Origin of the sequence: Psychroflexus gondwanensis ACAM 44, assembly GCF_000355905.1 — a bacterium.
In the GTDB taxonomy this organism is placed as follows: Bacteria; Bacteroidota; Bacteroidia; order Flavobacteriales; family Flavobacteriaceae; genus Psychroflexus; species Psychroflexus gondwanensis.
The window spans coordinates 54,627-76,485 of record NZ_APLF01000003.1 but is presented as its reverse complement, the minus strand read 5'-3'; the positions used below and the strand labels follow the sequence as shown (position 1 = coordinate 76,485).

The following is a 21,859-nucleotide window of genomic DNA, read 5'->3' as shown; positions in this document are numbered from 1 at the left end:
CAGCGCAATAAAAATTAAATTAAGCCTATTTTTGTTAAAGTTTGTAAATTTAACGTTATCTCATTGTTAAGACTTTTTGAGAATCCTAGTTTCGCCTCGGCTAATTCTAACAAACAAAAATTATTAACAAATGAAACAAAATGTAAATTGGATCTTCTTATTCCTTTTCGCTTTAATCTCTCATGTAGGTTTTGCGCAAAGTCAAGAAGTAACAGGAACTGTTGTAGACAACAGTGGTTTACCCTTACCAGGAGTAAACGTAATCGAAGATGGAACTAGTAATGGTACTCAAACCGATTTTGATGGAAATTTCTCTATCGAAGTAGGACAAGGTGCCGTTTTGGTGTTTTCTTATTTAGGATTGAAAGAACAGAAGGTGACTGTAGGTAGTCAATCTTCTATTAAAGTAACATTAAAGGATGATACCGGTCAACTCGATGAGGTGGTTATAACTGCTTTAGGCATCAAAAGAGAGAAAAAATCTTTGGGATATGCGACTCAAGAACTCGATGGAGATGAAGTATCTGATGTAGCGACACAAAATTTCACAAATGCTCTATCCGGAAAAGTCGCTGGACTTCAAGTAAAATCATCTGGAACAATGGGTGGTTCAACAAATGTTGTCATAAGAGGAAATGCCTCTTTAACGGGTAGCAACCAAGCTTTATTTATTGTTGATGGAACACCTGTTATAAATCAAAATTCAAACACTGCTGGACAGAGATCAGGGCAAGGAGGTTATGATTATGGTAATGCAGCAGCAGATATCAATCCTGATGACATCAAGTCGATTAATGTTTTACGTGGTGCAGCTGCATCAGCTCTATATGGAGAACGTGCTGCAAATGGTGTTATAATTATTGAAACCAAAAAGGGATCAAGAAATAAAGGTCTTGGAGTAAGTATCAGATCTTCTGTTATGTTTTCAAATGCTGACGAAAGTACATTACCGAAATATCAACAAAAATATGGTGCAGGTTATGGTCCATTTTATCAATCTGAAGATGGCTATTTCAATTTGAGTGATATCAACGGTGATGGTGTTTTAGATGAAACAACTCCATTCACAGAAGACGCCTCTTTTGGTGCAGCATTCGACCCAGATCGAATGATCTACCAATGGAATTCAATATATCCAGGATTGGATACTTACCAGCAAGCTTCCCCATGGGTAGCTGCAGAAAAGACTCCAAATGACATATGGGAAACAGGTTACACTATGATTAATTCTGTGGCCTTAGATGGTGGGACTGACAAAAGTACTTACAGAGTCGGTTTTACTAACCTAGATCAAGAAGGTAGCCTTCCAAATAGTAGTATTAAGAGAAACAATATTAAATTTTCTGGGTCTCATGTTTTATCAGACAAGCTAAAGGTAGCTTCTAATGTTAATTTCATTAAGACTGATGGTAAAGGTAGATATGGAACAGGTTATGATGATTTGAATATCATGCAATCCTTTAGACAATGGAATCAAGCTAATGTTGACCTTTATAAGCAACGTGATGCCTATTTTGAAACAGGAAGAAATATAACCTGGAATCCTAATGGACCTGATAACTTAACACCTATATATACTGATAACCCATACTTTACAAGATACGAAAATTTTCAGACCGATACTCGTAATCGTTATTTTGGTAACATCAATTTAAATTATGAAATCAATGATGTATTTAGTGTATTAGGCCGTTTTACCTTCGATACTTATAGCGAATTACAAGAAGAGCGTAAGAATGTTGGGTCAGTTGGTGTATCTAGATACTCAAGATTTGACAACAGAGTTGCTGAATATAATTACGATTTAATATTGAATTTCAATAAAGATTTAAGTGAAGATTTAAATCTTGACGGTAATATTGGTTTCAACCTTAGAAGAAACGAACAAACTTTTATTAGAGCATCTACCAACGGAGGTTTAAATGCCACCAGTTTTTACGCTTTGAGCAACAGTAAAGACCCTCTACAACCACCACTTGAATACGAAGCGGACCAGATGGTTGATGGTTTATTTGCTAGAGGAAGCTTAGGTTACAAAGACACTTACTATTTGGAAGCCACCATCAGGAGAGATCGTTCATCTACGCTCCCAAAGGCAGATAATACATATTTTTATCCTTCAATCTCAACCAGTGTTCTACTTTCAAACATTGTAGAGAAAGACTGGTTAAGTTTTGCAAAATTCAGAGCAAATTATGCTCAGGTAGGTAGTGCAACAGACCCTTATGATGTTTTCAACACCTATGTAATTTCTACACCATTTAATGGTCAAGGTATAGCAAGCTTGAATAGTACACTGAATAATCTTGAATTGAAGTCTGAAACTTCAAAGTCCTTTGAAGTTGGTCTAGAAGCAAGCTTTCTAGATAATAGGCTAAATTTAGATTTTTCGTATTACAGAACAAGAACCGAAGATCAAATTACACCGGTTCCTGTGTCTAATGCTACTGGATATACAAGAAAACTACTTAATGCAGGTGAAATTGAAAACAAAGGTATTGAGGTTTTACTTAGTGCAACACCTTTGGAGCTAGATGCCTTTAGTTGGAATGTTAGTGTAAACTGGTCTAGAAACAGAAATAAAGTAATAAGTCTAACAGATGGTATAGACAACCTTGAGCTAGCAAGCCTTCAAGGAGGTATATCTATAAATGCTGCACCAGGTGAACCATATGGTGCTATAAGAGGATCTGATTATGTGTATGATGATAGTGGAAGTAGAACTGTTAATAGCAGTGGTTATTACGAAACAACATCATCAAATAATAATATAATTGGAAACATACAGCCGGACTGGAATGCAGGTATTACTAACACTTTTACTTACAAGAATTTCAGATTTAGCTTTTTAATCGATATACAAGAAGGTGGAGATATATTCTCTCTCGATACATGGTATGGAATGGCTACTGGTGTTTATGATAGAACAGCAGGTATAAATGATTTAGGCAATGAGATGAGAGCCCCTCTAACAGGTGGCGCAGATAGTGGTGGTATAATTTTACCAGGCGTTAATGCTGATGGTTCTCAAAACCAAACAAGAGTTCCTTTCGACACCTATAATAATCCTTATGGATATGGTCGTGACGCTAATAAAGGACATGTTTATGATGCATCCTACGTTAAATTGAGAGAGTTGAACTTAACTTATAATTTTGGTGATAAAGTTTTAGAAAAATTACCATTTAATGGTGCTTCGCTTTCAATTATTGGCAGAAACTTATGGATAATTAATAAGAACCTGCCGTATTCAGATCCAGAAGCTGGATTAAGCTCAGGAAACATCCAAGGTTACCAATCTGGAGCTTACCCAGCTATGCAGCAGTATGGCGTGAATCTTAAGTTTAATTTTTAAACAAAAATAAAATGAAAAAATATTTAATAACTTTTATAACAGCCTGTCTCTTCATCTCATGTGCAGATGATGATAAATATGAGAGGCTAAATCAAGACCCTAAAAACCCAACGGAGGCTTCAGAAGAATTTTTGTTCACATCTGCTACGGTAAGTTTGGGGGACTTTATGGCTAGTCCAAATGTAAATATTAATGTATTTAGATTTATAAGTCAGTACCTTACGGCTACAACTTATGTCGATGAGCCAAATTATGATTTGATTAATCGTAACGTTCCACAGTCTCAATGGTCAGAAATATATAGAGATGTATTATTAGACTTAGATGATGCCAAAGCTTATATCAATGAAAACAGTGATCTTTCTCAAGGAGAAAAAGATGCTCGCTTAGGCCAAATAGAAGTGCTCCAAGTTTATGCTTGGCAAGTTCTAGTGGACACTTTTGGTGATATACCGTATACTGAAGCTTTACAAGCTGAAACTATTACATTACCAGCTTATGACGATGCAGGAAGCATTTATGTGAATCTTATAGAAAGACTTCAAAATGCAAGAACGTTATTAAGCTCAGGGCAAGGCTTCGTAGGGGCAGATGTCGTATATGGAGGAGACATGAGTAAATGGAATAAATTCAATAACTCACTACAGTTAAGGTTGGCAATGAGAATTTCTGATAGTAATTCTAGTTTATCTCAAAGTGCTGCTGAAGATGCAGCTAGCAATGGTGTCTTTATTGGAAATCAAGATAATGCTATTATTGTCTATCAAAGTTCACCCCCTAATACTAATCCATTATGGGAAGACTTAGTACAAAGTGGTCGTTCTGACTATGTCGCAGCCAATACAATCGTTGATATAATGAACGATTTGGATGATCCAAGACGTATGTATTATTTTGATGAAAATCTTGGAGCTGGTGTTTATGAAGGCGGTATCTATGGATCTCAAAATCCTTATTCTAGTTCAACTCATATGGGGGAAAGCTTTCTAGACCCAACCCACCCAGGAATATTGTTGGATTTTGCAGAGGTTTCATTTCATTTAGCAACTGCAACTTCCCCAGATCTTAATTATGCTGTATTTGGAGATGCTCCAACTCATTATGAAAACGGTATAACAGCATCTATGAATTACGCTGGTATTGATGATCAAGTTGTAATAGATGACTATTTGAGTCAACCAGATGTTTCTTATAATTCTACAAATTCTAATGCTTTGATAGGAACTCAATTCTGGATAGCTATGTATGATAATCCTTTAGAAGGATGGTCTGTTTGGAGAAAATATGATGAGCCAACTCTCAACCTTCCAGGGTCAACTGGAAATCCGGTACCCTTAAGATATAATTATCCTATAAATGAACAAAACTTGAATGAAGCAAATTATAATGCAGCTTCTCAAGCAATAGGAGGTGACTCTCAACAAACTAGATTATTCTGGGATGTGAATTAAGTATTCATTTATTATACTATTTACGAAAGCTGCTAGAGAAATCTAGCAGCTTTTTTTATTGCAAAACCCTAACTTTGTAAAATGATAAAAATTATAGTATTCTTACTTCTGTCCTCTACTCTCCTCTTCGGGCAACAAACTGAAAAGGTTGACTTTTTAGAACTTAATGCTACAGTAACTATCGATACCATCAATTTTGAAATAAAGGGACAAGTAGAAGTCAGTTTTAGGACCCTAAGAGATGTGGATTCTGTCTATCTAGACGCAGTCGATATGCGCATTACACCTTCAGAATCTAATACTCTGAAAATTGTTAATACAGACGATAAAATTTGGATGACCAGTAATTTTAAAAAAGATAAAAGCTATTCGGCTACTTTTTCTTATGAGTGCGAGCCTAAACAAGCGCTTTACTTTGTGGGTTTCAACTCAACTTTGAAAGCCTATCCGTCTCAAGTCTGGACCCAAGGACAGGGTAAATACACTTCCCACTGGTTACCAAGCCTTGATGATATGAATGATAAGATAATTTTTAATATTACTTACGAGGCTCCTAAGAATTATGAGGTGATAGCTAATGGCCACCTAAACAAGACAAGATCCAGATTGAACCATAAATCTTGGTACTATGAAATGCAAAAACCGATGAGTAGCTACTTGGTAGGTTTTGTAATGGGAGACTTCAGGCGAACGGCTGCAAAAAGTAAAAAAGGCACTCCTCTACAAGTCTATCTTGAAACCAGACACCTGGATAAAATGAGTTATACGTATCAAGACCATGTCGAAATCTTTAATCTTCTAGAAAACAAAATCAATATAAATTATCCTTGGCAAAACTTTAAACAAGTCCCCGTCCGAGATTTTTTGTATGCTGGTATGGAAAATACAACACTCAATACCTTTTCTGAAGAATTTGTCGTGGATAGTATTGGAGCAAATGACAGGAGTTTTGTAAACGTCCAGGCGCACGAATTGGCTCACCAATGGTTTGGTAACTCGGTGACCGAGACTTCATCTCGACACCATTGGCTTCACGAAGGCTTTGCTACCTATTATGCCTTGGAGGTAGAAAAGGAAATATTTGGGGACGAATATTATTATTTTAAGCTCTTTAAAACCGCAGAAGAACTTAAAACTAAAAGTGATTCTGGACAAGGACAAGTGCTTGTAAGCCCTGGAGGAAGCTCTTTAACTTACTACGAAAAAGGAGCTTGGGCGCTTATTATTCTAAAAAATACTGTTGGTGAGGCTGTGTTTCAAAAAGCCATTGAAAGTTATTTAACTAAATATGCATACAAAAACGTCACCACAGAAGATTTTATGACTGAGGTTGAGTTTCATTACGGTCAACCTCTCACTAATTTTAAAGAGCGATGGCTTAACCAGAAAGCATTTCAATCTAAAGAAACCTTACTGTTTTTAAAGAAGCAGGAGTTTATTCAAAACTACATGAAATTGGCTGCTTTTAGAGAAACCCGACTGAGTCTTAAAACAGATAGAATTAGTAACGCTCTTGATTTCCCTGTGAATGATTACTTAGGACAGGAAGCTGTATATCAGCTTAATGGCGGTGACTTTGACCTCTCGATTCCACTCTATAAAAAGGCTTTTGAAACCAATAATCTATACGTTAGGCAGGCCATTGCGAACTCTTTGACTTCTATTCCCACGGAACTCAAGGCAGACTATGAAAGCCTATTAAAGGACCGTTCTTATACCACTGTAGAAAAAGCGCTATTTAACCTTTGGAGAGCCTTCCCTGAAGATAGGCATACCTATTTGGAGGCCACGGAAACTTCGGTTGGTTTTCAAAATAAAAATATAAAACTCCTTTGGCTCACTCTCAACTTAGCTACTCCAGATTATGAGCCAGATAAAAAGCCTTCGGTTTATGGTGAGTTAAGCAAACATACCCAACCAGGCTATCCGTACCAAGTGAGGGAGAATGCTTTTGGCTATTTATACCAAATTGATACCTTCACTAAAGAAAATTATAAGGATTTGATGGAAGGCGTTTTTCATCCTGTGTGGCAATTCAAAAAATTTTGCAGAGAACTTCTGGACACCTTGATGAAATCTGAGAAACATTCTAAAGCCTTACAAAAATTAGCTCAAGATTTTAGTATTCGAGAAAAGACCTTTTTCAACACTAGGTATTAAAATAATTGCCTGATTTCATTTTTTAAAAAGGCGATACCGGTATCACTTGGAGAAGATTTTTCGAATAACTCTGTTAACACCACTTCCCTTAGTTTTTGTGCGGAGGTGATTTTATCACTCATAGCCGTTTTTCGGATTAAAGAAATAGTCGAGTTCTTGGAAGCCTTAATAGCATCCCAACATTTTTGACTTACATAAACTTGCTGGACCAAATTATGCTCAAACTCTTGCTCTATTGATGCTATAAGTAAGTTTTCATAATCGTATTTGTTTTCTCCAACAGGTTTTATCCGAGAAAGCAATTGACCAGGTGAAATGCGTTCAAGAAACAAAACCAAACGTTCAAAAGCTTGTAATCTAAGGGGTAAGACTTCACTCCTATTCTCTTTTCTAAGCTCCATATATTGCATTTCCTTTTGATGATCTACAAAGGTTTTAAAGAAATAGAAGGCTATGACCCCTACTATAATCGATGGTAATAAATAAGATAAATACCCTAAAAGTTCTGAAGCTGACTGCATTGCTTAGTTTTGATTCAAATATAGATATTATGATCAACTTTACCTTTTTAGACCGTAAATTAAAAACTGGAAGACTTAAAGATTGGGTGTAAATTGATTAATTTTGAACGAATAACCATATGACTTAAAATTAGAATCTTGCAAGATTATATTAAACAACTTAATGAAGCTCAACGCGAAGCTGTTTTACAGAAGGATGGACCAATGATTGTGATCGCGGGGGCAGGTTCTGGCAAAACAAGAGTGTTGACCTATAGAATTGCTTATCTGATGAGTGAAGGTGTAGATTCTTTCAATATCCTTGCCTTAACCTTTACCAACAAGGCAGCTAAGGAGATGAAGAATAGAATATCTCAAATTGTTGGACCAGAAGCCAAAAATTTATGGATGGGAACTTTTCACTCTGTATTTGCGAAAATATTGAGGTTTGAAGGGGATAAACTCGGTTTTCCTTCCAACTTTACGATATACGATTCCAACGATTCCCAACAATTGATGAGGTCTATTATTAAAGAAAAAAATCTTGATAAGGACATCTATAAATACAAGCAGGTCTTGTCCAGAATCTCTTCTTTTAAAAACAATTTGATCACGGTAAATGCTTATTTAAAAAACCCTGAGTTGCAAGAGGCAGATGCTATGGCAAAGCGACCTAGACTAGGAGAAATCTATCAGGAATATGTGGATCGTTGTTTTAAGTCTGGCGCTATGGATTTTGATGATTTGTTGTTAAGAACCAATGAGCTTCTAACGCGCTTTCCGGAGGTCCTAGCTAAGTACCAACAAAAATTCAAATACATCTTAGTAGACGAGTATCAAGATACCAATCACTCTCAATATCTTATCGTAAGAGCTTTAAGTGATAGGTTTCAAAATATATGTGTGGTTGGAGACGATGCACAAAGTATCTATGCCTTCCGTGGAGCCAACATCAATAATATTTTGAATTTCCAAAAGGATTACAGCGATGTAAAATCTTACCGACTAGAGCAAAATTATAGGTCTACTAAAAATATCGTTGATGCTGCCAATTCCATTATTGAAAAAAACAAAACCAAACTCGACAAAGTGGTATGGACGGAAAACCTTGAAGGCTCTAAAATTCATGTAAATCGACTGGTGAATGATGCGGAAGAAGGGCGGTTTGTGGCCAACTCTGTTACAGAGAAGCGCATGCAAGAAGGTGCTAAAAACGGAGAGTTTGCTGTATTGTACCGGACAAATGCCCAGAGTAGATCTATAGAGGATGCCTTGAGACGTAAGGATATTCCATACCGTATTTATGGAGGACTATCCTTTTATCAAAGAAAAGAGGTCAAAGATATTCTAGCTTATTTAAGATTGATTGTTAATCCTAAAGATGAAGAATCTCTAAAAAGAGTTATTAATTATCCCTCAAGAGGGATAGGACAAACCACGATTGACAAATTAACTCTAGCGGCCAATCATTATAAAAGGACGATTTTTGAAATCATCGAAAATATAAATAAGCTCGACTTAAAAATAAATAAGGGCACTCAGACCAAATTGGTCAACTTTGTTAATATGATCAAGAGTTTTCAAATTCAGAATGAATCCTTGAATGCATTGCAAATCACAGAAATTGTATCTAAAAAAACTGGACTTCTCCAAGAGTTTAAAAAAGACGGTACCCCAGAAGGAATTGCTAGAATAGAGAATATTGAAGAGTTACTTAATGGTATTAGCGATTTTGTAGAAGGCCAAAAAGAACTGGTCGATGCCAAGGGATCGCTTACAGAATTTTTGGAAGATATCGCACTAGCTACATCATTAGACAAGGAAACAGCTGATGAAGATCGCGTTGCTCTTATGACGATTCACTTGGCCAAAGGACTTGAGTTTCCTTACGTATACATCGTAGGCCTTGAGGAAGATTTATTCCCTTCTGCTATGAGCATGAGTACTAGATCTGAACTTGAAGAAGAGCGGCGATTGTTTTATGTAGCCTTAACCAGGGCAGAAAAAGAAGCTTACCTCACTTACGTGCTTTCAAGATACCGCTGGGGAAAATTGATCGATGCTGAGCCAAGTCGGTTTATTGAAGAAATCGATGAGAAGTATCTGGACTATATGATTCCAAAAGACGATTATAGATATAAACCTCTTATCGATAAAGATATATTTGACGAAGTAGATAAATCCAAGTTAAGGCAAACTAAACCAGAAAATGGAACCCCTCCTCCAAGTCATAAGCCAACTGAGCAGCAGCTAAAACGACTTAGAAAGATTAAGCCAGAAGGAGACCCTACTCCTACCCAAAAAGCAAAACCTATACAGTTGGATGCAGGACAAATGGTAGAGCATACTCGATTTGGTAAAGGAGAAGTCTTAAATGTGGAAGGAGTCGGTATGGATAAAAAAGCAGCGATTAAATTCGAAAATGGAGGTGTGAAAAATCTAATTCTGAAATTCGCAAAATTGAAAATACTCTCTTAAATGCTATCGGTCTCCAACCTTATTATTGCTTTACTCTCTATATTTAGTATAGCATTGTTGAGCTTAACTTTTTTCCTTGATCAAAACTCAGAATTATACAGGCTTATCCATTATTATGATTTTGGATTATGTATGGTTTTTTTATACGATTTTTTCAATCAATTGAGGAAACGAAAAAAGAGGTGGCGCTATTTCTTCACCTACGGATGGTTAGACCTGTTATCTTCTATTCCCGTTGTTTCAGAATTTAGATATATAAGAGTCTTAAGGATCTTTAGGATATTCAGGATTATGAAATCCTTTCACCTCCTTTATCAATTTATAATAACTCATAAAAAGGCAAGCCTATACGGTTTCATCGTTTTTGTTTCTACTGTTATTCTTGTTTTAAGCTCAACACTAGTCTTGTACTTAGAGAAAGACGTAGGAAATATTAAAACTGCTGAAGATGCTCTGTGGTGGAGTTATATTACCATAACTACTGTTGGGTACGGCGACTATTACCCAGTTACTGGTCTTGGAAAACTAGCGGCAAGCATCTTAATCTTAAATGGTATCGCCATCTTCGGTGCTATTGTATCCTATATAACGGATAGAGTGAATACCATAAAAAGGAAGTCTTCTCTTGATTAATTTTTTTGTAAATTTAATCCAATTTAATATTTTAAGATCATGGCAGAACTCATAAGAATTTACGAAGAAAATCCTTCAGAAAAAGAATTAAAACGCATCGTTAAGATTTTAAAAAATGGTGGTTTAGTGATCTATCCTACAGATACTGTCTACGGGCTTGGTTGTGACATCAATAATACAAAGGCACTTGAAAAAATAGCTAGGATAAAGGGTATTAAACTCGAAAAAGCAAACTTTTCATTTGTGTGCCAAGATTTAAGCAATCTATCTGAATATGTTGCACAATTGGACTCGACAACCTTCAAAATATTAAAACGGAACTTACCAGGCCCCTACACTTTTATCCTACCTGGAAATAATAAATTGCCTTCTGTCTTCAAGAAAAAGAAAACGGTTGGTATAAGAGTTCCAAATAATAAAATTGCCCAACTTTTGGTCCAACATTTAGGAAACCCGATTGTTTCTACTTCCATAAGGGATGAAGATGATGTCATAGAGTACACAACTGACCCAGAGCTTATTGCAGAAAAATGGGATAAACTGGTCGACGTTGTCATCGATGGAGGCTTTGGGGACAATGTCGCCTCTACAGTAATTGATTTAACACAACCTGAACCGGAGCTCATTAGACAAGGTAAAGGATCGGCAGATATTTAATAAAATTTGTCCCTTATACCAAATTAAACCTATAACGTAGCATATAGTCTGATTCTTTTACGACATTAAAAAAGTGAAATTGATTTAAAAAAGAAAAGCGGGACATCTTGAGATGACCCGCTTTTCTTTTAAGCTGATATTTTATTATAAGGTTGGTTTATCTACAAAAGGTCTTTCGTCTCTATTGGCGATTTCCCAAGCCGTAAAAAATACAAGTCTAGCTCTTTTTTCTAAAAGGTCGTATTCTATTTTTTCTGCAGTATCGGTTGGTTGATGATAGTCTTCGTGAACACCATTAAAATAAAAGATGATCGGGATATCAAATTTTGCAAAGTTGTAATGGTCACTTCTGTAGTAGAAACGGTTAGGATCATTCTCATCGTTATAGGTATAATCTAAATTCAGATTGGTGTAGGTAGAGTTAGCCTTTTCAGAAATTTCATGTAAATCTGTGCTTAATTTATCACTTCCAATGAGGTAAACATAATTAGGATCGTCTTGATGGGCTTCATCAATTCTCCCAATCATATCAATATTAAGGTTGGCAACAGTATTTTCTAGAGGATAAATTGGATTTTCAGAATAGTACTTAGACCCTAACAGGCCTTTCTCCTCTGCTGTCACATGGAGAAATACAATTGAACGCTTAGGTCTATACCCGTCGGATACCGCTTTTTGAAAAGCTTCTGCAATTTCCATGATGGCTACAGTTCCAGAACCATCGTCATCTGCTCCATTATAAATTTCCCCATCTTTCATCCCTACGTGATCGTAATGGGAAGTGATCACAAGATATTCTTCTGGAAATTGGCTTCCTTTAATAATAGAAATTACATTCTCACTTGCTTTATACTTGTCGTTAAAATAGGCTGAAGGAATGGTTTGGAAATAAGTGTCGTCTTCCTCAAAAGAGCCTCCTTGGATATTTAAGCTATTATAGTAATCCTTTAAATACTCGGCAGCTTTCTTTTGACCAGGCTCGCCTGTGTCCCTTCCTTGAAAATCATCTGAACTAAAGGTATACAGATAATCGCTCAATTCTGAAGATGTGATGGTTTTTGAAAATTGATTTGGATCAACTTTAGTCACATCCTTCATTTGTGTTTTACATCCTACTAAGCTTATCGCTAGGAATAAGGGTAATATTATTTTTCTCATGGGTTTGTTGTTTAGCGCTAAAATAGGAGTTTAATGCTTTTAGATATACTTTAAAATCAGAAAAAATACAGAATTCTACTTTTGAAATGTCGAAGAGAAAAAATATCATAATTCCAGTTAGAATAGTTTTGATAAATCAAAAAGCTTACTATATTTGCAATCGCTAAAGAAATCCTGAAAAGGTATTTAGAGAAATGGCAACCCCGATAGTAATCGGGATGTCGAATGCTCCTGAGTAAGTTGGAGAAATGGCAGCCCCGATAGTAATCGGGATGTCAAATGTTCCTAAGTAAGTTGGAGAAATGGCAGCCCCGATAGTAATCGGGATGTCGAATGCTCCTGAGTAAGTTGGAGAAATGGCAGCCCCGATAGTAATCGGGATGTCGAATGCTACTGAGTAAGTTGGAGAAATGGCAGAGCGGTCGAATGCGGCAGTCTTGAAAACTGTTGAGGGTCACACCTCCGGGGGTTCGAATCCCTCTTTCTCCGCTAAACTAGGTTTCAAACGAAACTTAATCAATTACAAAACCCTTTAAAGTCAGTCTTTAAAGGGTTTTTTCTTTTTTCGATAATTTCAAAAGGCACATAGTATATCAAAGTTTAGTTACCTGTAGGCTTGCCCATAATTAGGACAGTACATAATTCGAATTTACTAACTTTAAATTCAAACTGTCACAATGAAAAACAGCAAGTTTAGCGAGAGCCAGATCATCAAGGCTCTCAAGGAAAATGAACAAGTAAGATCCGTTGGTGATCTATCCAGGGAATTGGGTATCGATAAGAGTACGTTTTATTACTAGCGCAAGAAGTACGGAGGTATGGAACAGCAACAGTTGAAGCGTCTGAAAGAACTCGAGGAGGAGAATAATAGGCTCAAACAGATGTATGCTGATGTGAGTCTAGATAAATGTTTTTCGGACTTCGTAAACATACCCAAGCCTTTAAATATAGCACTTTCTGCCTATTTGTTATAGCCATTGTTATGCCATATTACTTTTCGGACTGTTTTTCCGCTATCAATTTTTTAAAGAAATCAGCCACTCCCGAAGCACCTGTCTTTCCATTGTCTTCCATATTCGATAAAATCACTATTGGAGTGTCTACCTTTGATGTGACGATTTTTATGAGTTTATAAATTTTATATTTGAGTTATGGTAAAAAAGTATGACAATGAATTTAAAGTTATGATCGTCGAACTGTTAAATTCTGGTATTAAGACAAAACAAGTTAGTGAGGATTATGATTTAAACCTTAGAAGGTAAGTTGTTAGTTTTGGTAAAACAATCACATCAAGACCTATTAACTCGTTTAAAAACTATTCCAGGCATTGGACCTAAAACAGCCATTATGTTAGTAGTTCTAACAGGTGGTTTTGATCGGTTCACAAGTGCAGCAGAACTATGCCGTTATGCTGGTCTAACACCAGTGATTAGGCAAAGTGGTAGTAGTGTAAAAGGACGCCCTCGAATAAGTAAAATTGGCAATCAAAAACTGCGTAATTTATTATTTATGTGCAGGTTTAATGCTTGTAAACCTGCCTGCCAGCAGGCAGGTACAACAAGGCTTGCAGAGATCTTTACGAGCGAATAGTGGCCAAAGGGAGGAGTAAGAAATTAGCACTTATTGCGGTCTGCAATAAGCTCTTAAAACAAGCCTTTGCAATTGCTAAATCAGGGTTGATATATGATAAAGAATATAAAAGTACTCTAGTGAGAAATTAATAAGTTTTTACTTGTTTTTAGCCACAGTACTTTGTTACCCTTTGTTATTTTTCAGTTCGCCAGTTTATAGTTGTTCACAAGCACAGAAGCAGATATTTGTAAGATTCGCTCCAATTCCCTAATCATATCAACAGTCAATCTTTTCTTACGGTTTAAGACTTCTGATACTCGACTTTTCCCGCCGATAATTCCAACTAAATCTTTTTGTCGCATATTCAATTCTTCCATTCGGATTTTTATCGCTTCGATTGGGTCAGGTGCTTCAATTGGATAACGTTCGTTTTCATAATTCTCGATAACCAATGAAAGTATTTCCGCTTCGTCGCCTTCCTTTGTCTCAATTGGCGCATCGAAAATCACTTCCAAACGTTCGAGAGCATTTCGGTAATCTTTGTCAGATTTAATTGGCTTTACATTCATAATTTTATTTTTAAATCGTGTCTGCATTTATTTTGTCATATTCAGCGTGTGTGCCGATAAAACGAATAAATGCCCATTGCTTTTCATAATTGAATTTTACAATCAGTCTGTAAGAATTTCCTTTAATATTGAAAACTACTCGACTATCTTTTAGAATGCTTGCGTTGATGTAAGTTTGTTTTACATCATTTGGTGAAAACCATTTGGCACTTTTGGCCGTATCATACCAAGTTTTCAAATACTGTTCGGAATCAGCGTGTATTTCCCAATATTCCCGAAGTGTACTTTTTGCAATTATTCGTTTCATTAATTCAATTATAGCACAAATATACGATTAGTTCTCAAATGTTGAACTACTGATATTTTTTTTTATTAAGGGTAACGGTCTTGTTTAACGGAAGTGGCGTGGAGTAAGGACGCGTTCTTTTCGGCTAAACACGAGCCGAATTTTTTAATTTTCTTATTACCTATTTTCTCAATAAGCCAAATTAAAAAAATTTGGCGGACTTGCAAATACGCCTTAACTTCGATTAGTTAACTAATTAGCTATGAGCAATATACGTTGTTGTGTGTAGTGCTTTCCACACTATGTTTGTTCATCTAAATATTCTTGCCAAATCTCAATCCATTCATCAGAATATGCTTTTGCCGTATCATAATCGGGAAATTCGATTTCTGTTTGTTCGTTATATTCTTGCTTTTCAAATTCGTTTGTTTCTGGATATTGAATGTAATCGTAGCGAGTTTTAAACTCAACTACCAAAGTATTCTTTTTTCCAATATCTGTAAAGCTGTTAAGTCTAAAACATTTTACTTGAGAAAGATTAATTGTTAATCCTGCGTGAGTTACCAATCTTGGTGAGTTCATATTTTAATTGCTGTTAAGTCCGAAAGAATTTGTTCCTAATTTGTTTTTGAAAAGACGCTCTTTTTTAATTGCTTGGTCAGATGTTACAGTTCGAGGTAACAACATTAAAATCGAAAATTGAAAATGTTTCGCATAATCTTTATCAAAGTCAATTTGTTCTTTCAACATTTTATTATTTCCGTGTCCGTTTGTTGATATGTATTTACACCATCTTCCCCAAATTCCTTCTTCGCCATAAGCCGAGCCAACATATAATTTTCCGCTATTCGTATCGCTTATCAGATAAATACCTTTTGTAATGGAAAGCATTTTTTTCCAATCGCTATATTGGTTTTTGACGATTTCTTTGAGTTCGTGAAAGTCAAGAATGAAATCCGAATAATCAGTAAATTGTCTGTAATGAAGTCCGGCTTGAATTTCAATTACTTCCATTTGGTTTTTTATCCATTGGTGCCAACTAATTGCAGTTTTCCAGACAATTATTACTCGTTCCGTTAAATCCTCAAATCCATTTTCACGAACCATTTGGTATTCAAAATGATTTTCGTTTATGGTTTTTCTGTCAGTAATTTTAAAAACTCCAATAAACCTTGAACGATTTCCGTCTTCGCCAATGAATGACACGATATAATCTACATTTCTGAAAACATCTTTAGATTGAGAATTTTGATATTTTAAGAATTCATCATATTCAGTCCGATATAAATTGTATAAATCTTGCCTTTGGTCTTTATGTCTGACAAGTTTAATTTTCGCATTTTTATCAAGTCCGCGATTGAATAGTAATTCTTGAACTGTTATCATTTAAAAACTGAATTTTGATGTTATCACGATTTTTTTTGCATTACACACAACGTCTCGGCTATGGTTAGTACGGGAATTAAAAGTAGTGAACTTTCGATTAAGCACTTAGCCAAAACTTTTTATTTTATTTTATATTTTCATTTTAAAGCCAAATCAAAAGATTTGGCGGACTTAGTAAATATGCCTAAACTTTGGGTTAAGCACCAAAACCCGTATTAATTATAGCCATTGTTAGGCACTTTTTTTATTTCAGTCAATTTTATTCAGTTTCAACTTAATTTTATTTTCAGTCAGAAACTTGTCAAAATCTTGTCGGTTATCAAATTCAGTCGTATTTCTTTTTACAGTTTCCGAATTAGGTGAATTTTCATAATCATTTTTTATCACCCAATATTTAAAAAATTTGTCTTCTGTTCGTTTTCTACCGTTACCAGTTTTTGCAATAATCCATTTGTTATTATCTGCAATTTCCAAAATAGTCATTGGAACAATTTCAACTCCTGAAGTGGCACAACTTTCCGTTTGATAAACGATTCTTCGGTCAACATTATCATATTCGGATAGATAGATATTATTTCCCAAGTAATCTTCTTTTGCTCCAATACAGCAAGAATTAAGCGAAATAACTAAAATCAGAAAAGTCAATATGTTTTCAATTCTTTTTTTCATTCAAATTGTGCCTAACATCCGTATAAACCCTATTCAAACCTTCAGTATAGGGTATATATCTTTTTAGGGAGTTGTTTTATCTTCAACTAAACTAATACTTTCAAAAATATTATACAGCTCAATTTTTATGGTTTAATGCCACTTTCATTAAAATCTTAACGGCAGCTAGACAAGAACCCAGCTTGACGACTCGCTTACCTAAATTTGAAAAGGCTTAAGTTTGGTAATGAACTACACAGTAAAAAAAAAGTAAACGTCTTACCCTGAAAAACTATCTCCAAGAATCAACTCATCCCCATAGGATCATTTACAAACAATCGGTTCAGTCAACCCCGAATGATCGGGGCCTTTGTATTAGGTTACCGAAAATACGGTACAAGCTGTACCGACCACACTATGCTAAGTTATTGTAAACAGTTTTATAAATTATATTCAATCCCAATATTCAACACGAATGATTTAATTTTATCATCTCGTTTTATTAATCCACTATACAACCTCGAATTCAAATTAACTCTTTCACTAACTTTATAACCAAGCCCAAGTGATACTCCAAAATCAAATGAATCGTCACTTTCTCTAATAATAAAACTATCATCTTCGCCATCTAATATCTGTTGTGAAGAATTTAGACTTCTTTCAATAATAAATCCTATTTGAGGGCCACTTTCAAGATAGAACTGATTACTTAAAAATACTTTTACGATTAAGGGAATAGAAATAGTCAATTCATTAATTTCATATTCAAAATCATATGTATTGGAATTTGATATAGGATTACCATTAAAATCAAAATTAGGTATGTTTAAACCTTTCACTAATACTCTACTACCTTGCAATGCAAAAAGTAACTCAGGTTGAAATTCCAATTTTTCTTTAAGTGAAATATTCATAAATCCTCCTGCATAAAATCCAAACTTGTATTTATAGTCTATTGAATTTTTATTTGGAGTGAATTTTCCAATATTCATTCCTGTTTTTATACCAAAATTGATAGGTTTATCTTGTCCATAAATAACTGACAAATTAAAGAATAAAATTAAAGCTAGAGCTGTTAATCGTTTTTGCATAGAGCATTGAGTTTTTTAATTGTTTACAAGGTCAAAAATATGGGGCGTGTGGCATTTTGAAGTTATGAAATATCAAATTTCTATACTTTTCATTATATGTAAGCATTTTCAAATAATTGCTATCCGTCAATTGACTTATATTTAGTGATAAATTGATGTTTTTTTACCACATTACTTTGTTTTGGGTAGTTATTACGTATCATTATTTCATAGGTTATTGACAAATAAATATCTGTTTTCCCGAGCTATCACTAAACTCCTCTTCTTTAAAACTTCTAAATTTATTAATAATTTTAAACCCATTTCGTTCCAAATAGGAGTCTAATTCTTGAGGGAAATATAACCTCATATCTAAATTTTGAATTGAATCAAACTCTTCATTTATATAGTAATACCATTCTATGCGATTATTTTGAGTTTTAATTTCATATCTCATTTTCTGCTTTATTAAAACCTTTCTTCCATCTTTGGTTTTATATTCAGCAATTTGTTTTATTCAATATCCAAGGCAATGATGTATAGCAAAAATAAGATCTCATTTTGTTTCAAGTAATTTATTCATCATTACTATGATTTGAGATCATTGGAAGCCTAATTTGTGAGGTATATTTTGAAGAATGATGCACCTTATTTTGGGCGATTACACTTTCTGTTTCGTCATAGTTATTGCCTCCAGTATTCAAGTTACGAGCAAAACGAGGGAAATTACTACTAGATATTTCAATACGTATGCTATGCCCTTTCTTAAAGTAATTACTTGTTGACATAGGTGTTAAATCTACTTTATAGACTTTACCTTTCTCCATAAAAACTTCTTTGTCATATCCTTCACGATATCTGACACGCTGTATGGTTTCATCCAAGTTGTATGCTGTTCCATCAGGATACACATCGATCAATTTAATGGTAAAATCAGTGTCTTTGACATCTGAAGATACATATAATGTAGATTCAATAAAACCTGAAACTTCTACACCTTCCTCTAAAACATCTGTCGTATAAATCAAAATGTCATTTCTGGTTTCCATTTGCTGTTGATCGAAAGCACCTCCTTTAATAGCATTTCCTGTACAACATACATTACCTCCATAAGAAGGCACGGGCTTCATAGGGTCGTAGGTGAAACTATCAGGAAAATCCGCTTTTGCTTTTGAGCTTGTTAATTTTCCATCTCCATAAACGCTATTGGCTTTACCATTACTGCTTAAATAATAGGTTGTTAATTCAGCTTTTTTTGGAGGCCAAGTTTCTGATGCTTGCCACTCGTTACTTCCCATGGTATAATACTGCACTCTCGGTGTTTTCTCTATAAAATCGTTTTGTTCTCCTTTCAGCCACAAATCAAACCAAGCATAAATTTGCTCATCGTAATTAAGCCTTGCATCGCCAACACTGCGTTCGCCAACAATGGTATTTTCCGTTGCTCGCGTATAACCACAATGTAAAGTGGGTGCAATTACCAAGTATTGATTATCTCTGATGGCTGCATCTTTAGCGTTATTTCTAACATGATTAAATAAAGCTAAATTGGGAGTGATAGAGACATCATACCATGAAGCAAACCAAAAACTTGGGACACCAATTTCCATATCATCATGGTAAATCCCTCCCTTGAACCAAGCTTCATCATTGGGTTTCCGGCGTATCATTTTATCAAAAATCTCATTTTTTCCATGTATATTTTTCAAAATATCCTGAATAGGCAAGTGACTAAGTGCTTCAGCCATATCTACTGGCGGATTTTCAGGTGCTAAATCGTAAAATCTGGAAATTCTAATCAAATCTTCTTGAGTAGCTCCGGCTGGAATACGTGGTTTAAATTTATCATGCTCTACACCATATAACCAAGCAATGAATAGCATTTGCTCTGCTCCGCCGCGATACCAATTTCCTTGTTCGTTAATGCTGCCAACCCTACCGACACCAGCACCATAACCTTGAGGCACCATTGCTGCGTGAGAAGGATGGTCTAAAGCTGCAACAGCCATTTGCCATTCGGCAGTAGAAGAACAACCTAAAGTCCCTATTTTACCATTAGACCAAGATTGATCTTTCATCCAAGTAAATGCATCATAACCATCGGTTAATGGAACTCCTAAGATATCCCATTCTCCTTCTGAAAAGTATCGGCCACGTTCGTTTTGAACGACATAAGCATAGCCTCTTTTCACTGCTTCTAAAGCGCTTTGTGCGGTTCTTGTTTTTCGTTCTCCATCTCCCCACGAATTAAAATTATAAGGAGTACGCGAAAAAATAATAGGCACCTTTTTATCAGTTTTTGGGCGATATATATCTGTTGCTAATCGGATACCATCGCGCATTGGCATCATTATTTTCTGATCTACAATGGCTAGTTCTTCAAGTTCTTGAAGGATTTTGTCTTGCGCTTGCAGGTTGAAAATACTTACAAAGAAATAGGCAAGTAAAAACGGAATTAAATTAGTGCGTTTTTTCATTTTATTAGAATTCTTGGTTTCAATTAATTTGCTTTCAGTCAAAAGTCACTTTCGAGTTTTTCTAAAAGAATTTTATCATTTGTTGATTCGGTATTAAAATAAAGGCTAATATCCTTATAAACCCTATTCAAATCTTCAGTATGGAGTATATATCTATTAAAGATGCTGTTTTTTATGTTCAACTAAACTAACACTTTTATGTACTTTATCCAAGGGACTTTTAATTAAGCCCTAAAAGTGCTGCATTTAAGAATCTAACGTAATTACTATTTACCAACACTACTCATTGATCTTCGTCCTTACAGCGCAAACCCAGGTTTCTGTCATCTTCATACCATGGTTATTTTCAAAAATAATTTTTAGGATAAAGGTGCTCCCCTATTTAGAAAGCATGAACCCGGAGGGCATTAAAAGTTTTGAGTAAAACAGAAGTTCTAGACCAAAATAAGGCATAAGATATTATAAGTGATTACCTGTTCACAGACCGAATGTTCAATGTAGACTAGGTTATTGAAGCCTTAGAAGATCAACCCAGTGTCTTAAAAAAGAGTCCATGAGAAATCGAATAACAAAAAAGATACAAGACTTTATCAAGACTTTTGTAAATAGAGTAGATAGTACTTTTTCACTTATTTTATTACAGTACTTAGTTGGTTTAGTAGTATTTGTTTTACTTAAAGTAAAGTTTGTTTGTCTAAAAGTAATATTTTTCTTACATTTATTTAAAATCAAATCATAATATTATGAAAGTCAATTATTTATTTCCGAATAAGTTCAAGAAAATTGGTTGGCTTTTACTTATTCCCTCAGCAATTATTGGTTTAGTAACACTTATATATGAGTACGAACCAAGTTTTTTAGATTTTAATCTTCCAGCTATTTTTATAGATGACCTTTTTAAAGAGCAAAAACTATACGGAATGGTTAAGAATAATATTCTCAATGAGATTCTCGGAATTTTAATTATTATTAGTTCTTTATTTGTTGCTTTTTCTAAAGAAAAATTAGAGGATGAATATATTTCCAAGATCAGATTAGACTCCTTGGTTTGGGCTGTTTACTTTAACTACGGAATTCTTTTGTTTTCGTTTTTATTTATTTTCGATTTTTCCTTTTTATGGGTTATGATATTCAATATGTTCACAGTTTTATTGTTTTTCATAATCAGATTCAATTGGCAAATTTCTAAACTTGAAAAATCAGCTCGTCATGAAGAATAGTATAAAAGTAGAAAGGGCAAAAAAAAATATCACTCAAGCGGATTTAGCCAAATTAGCAAAAGTTAGTAGGCAAACAATTAACGCTATGGAATTGGGGAAATATGTTCCATCAACAGTGTTGGCTTTAAGGTTAGCTCAGATTTTTGATGTCGAAATAAGTCAAATTTTCACTTTGGAAGATTCCGATTGGATTTAGATGATTTTACTGACAACGTTAAATTGTATAAGTTGAAGCGGAT

The 21,859-nt window shown here is 34.8% G+C and carries 19 protein-coding genes, 1 tRNA gene and 1 pseudogene; 11 read left to right on the top strand and 10 right to left on the bottom strand.

Annotation, left to right across the window (positions count from 1 at the left end; translation table 11 throughout):
• Positions 1-130 precede the first annotated feature (130 nt).
• The 3 genes from PGOND44_RS02500 (at position 131) to PGOND44_RS02490 (ending at position 6,966) form a co-directional block, all read left to right on the top strand.
• Complete coding sequence (locus tag PGOND44_RS02500; RefSeq protein WP_003436270.1) at positions 131-3,355, top strand: SusC/RagA family TonB-linked outer membrane protein; 3,225 nt, start codon at positions 131-133, stop codon at positions 3,353-3,355.
• 11 nt (positions 3,356-3,366) lie between these two features.
• Positions 3,367-4,806: a SusD/RagB family nutrient-binding outer membrane lipoprotein gene (locus PGOND44_RS02495; RefSeq protein ID WP_003436268.1), complete on the top strand. Its 1,440-nt coding sequence runs from the start codon at positions 3,367-3,369 to the stop codon at positions 4,804-4,806.
• An 81-nt stretch (positions 4,807-4,887) separates the two neighbouring features.
• Positions 4,888-6,966: a M1 family metallopeptidase gene (locus PGOND44_RS02490; RefSeq protein WP_003436265.1), complete on the top strand. Its 2,079-nt coding sequence runs from the start codon at positions 4,888-4,890 to the stop codon at positions 6,964-6,966.
• Here PGOND44_RS02490 and PGOND44_RS02485 read toward each other — a convergent pair.
• A complete protein-coding gene (locus PGOND44_RS02485; RefSeq protein WP_003436262.1) occupies positions 6,963-7,487 on the bottom strand; it encodes a DUF7935 family protein in 525 nt (174 codons plus the stop codon). The genes PGOND44_RS02490 and PGOND44_RS02485 overlap by 4 nt on opposite strands.
• A 138-nt stretch (positions 7,488-7,625) precedes the next feature.
• Between PGOND44_RS02485 and PGOND44_RS02480 the strand changes: the two genes are divergently transcribed.
• From PGOND44_RS02480 to PGOND44_RS02470, 3 genes are read left to right on the top strand one after another with little or no spacing between them, the layout of a single operon-like run.
• Entirely contained in the window at positions 7,626-9,944 is a 2,319-nt protein-coding gene (locus PGOND44_RS02480) for an ATP-dependent helicase (protein ID WP_003436259.1), read from the top strand.
• Entirely contained in the window at positions 9,945-10,577 is a 633-nt protein-coding gene (locus tag PGOND44_RS02475; protein ID WP_003436257.1) for a potassium channel family protein, read from the top strand. It begins immediately after the preceding gene.
• 39 nt (positions 10,578-10,616) lie between these two features.
• A complete protein-coding gene (locus PGOND44_RS02470; protein WP_003436254.1) occupies positions 10,617-11,234 on the top strand; it encodes an L-threonylcarbamoyladenylate synthase in 618 nt (205 codons plus the stop codon).
• 144 nt (positions 11,235-11,378) lie between these two features.
• Here PGOND44_RS02470 and PGOND44_RS02465 read toward each other — a convergent pair whose 3' ends face one another.
• Entirely contained in the window at positions 11,379-12,392 is a 1,014-nt protein-coding gene (locus PGOND44_RS02465; RefSeq protein WP_040555706.1) for a M28 family metallopeptidase, read from the bottom strand.
• Between the two features lie 404 nt (positions 12,393-12,796).
• Here PGOND44_RS02465 and PGOND44_RS02455 point away from each other — a divergent pair.
• The 3 genes and pseudogenes from PGOND44_RS02455 to PGOND44_RS15170 all read left to right on the top strand — a co-directional run.
• Positions 12,797-12,881, top strand: a tRNA-Ser gene (locus PGOND44_RS02455).
• A gap of 188 nt (positions 12,882-13,069) precedes the next feature.
• The gene (locus tag PGOND44_RS15175; RefSeq protein ID WP_081606506.1) at positions 13,070-13,192 is read left to right on the top strand and encodes a transposase; all 123 of its coding nucleotides are present in this window, start codon (positions 13,070-13,072) and stop codon (positions 13,190-13,192) included.
• Between the two features lie 451 nt (positions 13,193-13,643).
• Positions 13,644-14,113 (top strand): annotated as a pseudogene (locus tag PGOND44_RS15170) (transposase); the annotation flags it as partial.
• 51 nt (positions 14,114-14,164) lie between these two features.
• Here the strand turns inward: PGOND44_RS15170 and PGOND44_RS02435 are convergent.
• The 8 genes from PGOND44_RS02435 to PGOND44_RS02400 form a co-directional block, all read right to left on the bottom strand.
• A complete protein-coding gene (locus PGOND44_RS02435; protein WP_003436240.1) occupies positions 14,165-14,533 on the bottom strand; it encodes a helix-turn-helix domain-containing protein in 369 nt (122 codons plus the stop codon).
• Between the two features lie 10 nt (positions 14,534-14,543).
• On the bottom strand, positions 14,544-14,840 hold the full coding sequence (locus tag PGOND44_RS02430) for a type II toxin-antitoxin system HigB family toxin (RefSeq protein WP_003436237.1): 297 nt from the start codon (positions 14,838-14,840) through the stop codon (positions 14,544-14,546).
• Positions 14,841-15,119: 279 nt separating this feature from the next.
• Positions 15,120-15,401 (bottom strand): hypothetical protein, encoded by a 282-nt coding sequence (locus PGOND44_RS02425; protein WP_003436234.1) that lies wholly within the window; start codon positions 15,399-15,401, stop codon positions 15,120-15,122.
• Positions 15,402-15,404: 3 nt separating this feature from the next.
• Entirely contained in the window at positions 15,405-16,205 is an 801-nt protein-coding gene (locus PGOND44_RS02420; protein WP_040555703.1) for a GIY-YIG nuclease family protein, read from the bottom strand.
• Between the two features lie 249 nt (positions 16,206-16,454).
• A complete protein-coding gene (locus PGOND44_RS02415) occupies positions 16,455-16,874 on the bottom strand; it encodes a hypothetical protein (RefSeq protein WP_003436231.1) in 420 nt (139 codons plus the stop codon).
• A gap of 419 nt (positions 16,875-17,293) precedes the next feature.
• Positions 17,294-17,944, bottom strand: coding sequence for a porin family protein (locus PGOND44_RS02410; protein ID WP_003436228.1), 651 nt, complete (start codon positions 17,942-17,944; stop codon positions 17,294-17,296).
• Positions 17,945-18,158: 214 nt separating this feature from the next.
• The gene (locus PGOND44_RS02405; RefSeq protein ID WP_003436225.1) at positions 18,159-18,380 is read right to left on the bottom strand and encodes a hypothetical protein; all 222 of its coding nucleotides are present in this window, start codon (positions 18,378-18,380) and stop codon (positions 18,159-18,161) included.
• 118 nt (positions 18,381-18,498) lie between these two features.
• Positions 18,499-20,400, bottom strand: coding sequence for a CocE/NonD family hydrolase (locus tag PGOND44_RS02400; RefSeq protein ID WP_040555750.1), 1,902 nt, complete (start codon positions 20,398-20,400; stop codon positions 18,499-18,501).
• Positions 20,401-21,143: 743 nt separating this feature from the next.
• On the opposite strand from PGOND44_RS02400, the gene PGOND44_RS02395 reads away from it, so the two are divergent.
• A complete protein-coding gene (locus PGOND44_RS02395) occupies positions 21,144-21,620 on the top strand; it encodes a hypothetical protein (RefSeq protein ID WP_003436218.1) in 477 nt (158 codons plus the stop codon).
• Entirely contained in the window at positions 21,610-21,816 is a 207-nt protein-coding gene (locus PGOND44_RS02390) for a helix-turn-helix transcriptional regulator (protein WP_003436209.1), read from the top strand. Before PGOND44_RS02395 ends, PGOND44_RS02390 begins: the two co-directional genes overlap by 11 nt.
• Positions 21,817-21,859: the final 43 nt, after the last annotated feature.

Excerpts from the sequence above, each read along its gene's own strand:
- PGOND44_RS02395 (WP_003436218.1), top strand. The coding sequence starts at position 21,144 with ATGAAAGTCAATTATTTATTTCCGAATAAGTTCAAGAAAATTGGTTGG.
- PGOND44_RS02490 (WP_003436265.1), top strand. The coding sequence starts at position 4,888 with ATGATAAAAATTATAGTATTCTTACTTCTGTCCTCTACTCTCCTCTTC.
- PGOND44_RS02425 (WP_003436234.1), bottom strand. The coding sequence starts at position 15,401 with ATGAACTCACCAAGATTGGTAACTCACGCAGGATTAACAATTAATCTT.
- PGOND44_RS02420 (WP_040555703.1), bottom strand. The coding sequence starts at position 16,205 with ATGATAACAGTTCAAGAATTACTATTCAATCGCGGACTTGATAAAAAT.
- PGOND44_RS02390 (WP_003436209.1), top strand. The coding sequence starts at position 21,610 with ATGAAGAATAGTATAAAAGTAGAAAGGGCAAAAAAAAATATCACTCAA.
- PGOND44_RS02400 (WP_040555750.1), bottom strand. The coding sequence starts at position 20,400 with ATGAAAAAACGCACTAATTTAATTCCGTTTTTACTTGCCTATTTCTTT.
- PGOND44_RS02410 (WP_003436228.1), bottom strand. The coding sequence starts at position 17,944 with ATGCAAAAACGATTAACAGCTCTAGCTTTAATTTTATTCTTTAATTTG.
- PGOND44_RS15175 (WP_081606506.1), top strand. The coding sequence starts at position 13,070 with ATGAAAAACAGCAAGTTTAGCGAGAGCCAGATCATCAAGGCTCTCAAG.
- PGOND44_RS02415 (WP_003436231.1), bottom strand. The coding sequence starts at position 16,874 with ATGAAAAAAAGAATTGAAAACATATTGACTTTTCTGATTTTAGTTATT.
- PGOND44_RS02485 (WP_003436262.1), bottom strand. The coding sequence starts at position 7,487 with ATGCAGTCAGCTTCAGAACTTTTAGGGTATTTATCTTATTTATTACCA.
- PGOND44_RS02435 (WP_003436240.1), bottom strand. The coding sequence starts at position 14,533 with ATGAATGTAAAGCCAATTAAATCTGACAAAGATTACCGAAATGCTCTC.
- PGOND44_RS02475 (WP_003436257.1), top strand. The coding sequence starts at position 9,945 with ATGCTATCGGTCTCCAACCTTATTATTGCTTTACTCTCTATATTTAGT.
- PGOND44_RS02430 (WP_003436237.1), bottom strand. The coding sequence starts at position 14,840 with ATGAAACGAATAATTGCAAAAAGTACACTTCGGGAATATTGGGAAATA.
- PGOND44_RS02405 (WP_003436225.1), bottom strand. The coding sequence starts at position 18,380 with ATGAGATATGAAATTAAAACTCAAAATAATCGCATAGAATGGTATTAC.
- PGOND44_RS02495 (WP_003436268.1), top strand. The coding sequence starts at position 3,367 with ATGAAAAAATATTTAATAACTTTTATAACAGCCTGTCTCTTCATCTCA.
- PGOND44_RS02500 (WP_003436270.1), top strand. The coding sequence starts at position 131 with ATGAAACAAAATGTAAATTGGATCTTCTTATTCCTTTTCGCTTTAATC.
- PGOND44_RS02470 (WP_003436254.1), top strand. The coding sequence starts at position 10,617 with ATGGCAGAACTCATAAGAATTTACGAAGAAAATCCTTCAGAAAAAGAA.
- PGOND44_RS02465 (WP_040555706.1), bottom strand. The coding sequence starts at position 12,392 with ATGAGAAAAATAATATTACCCTTATTCCTAGCGATAAGCTTAGTAGGA.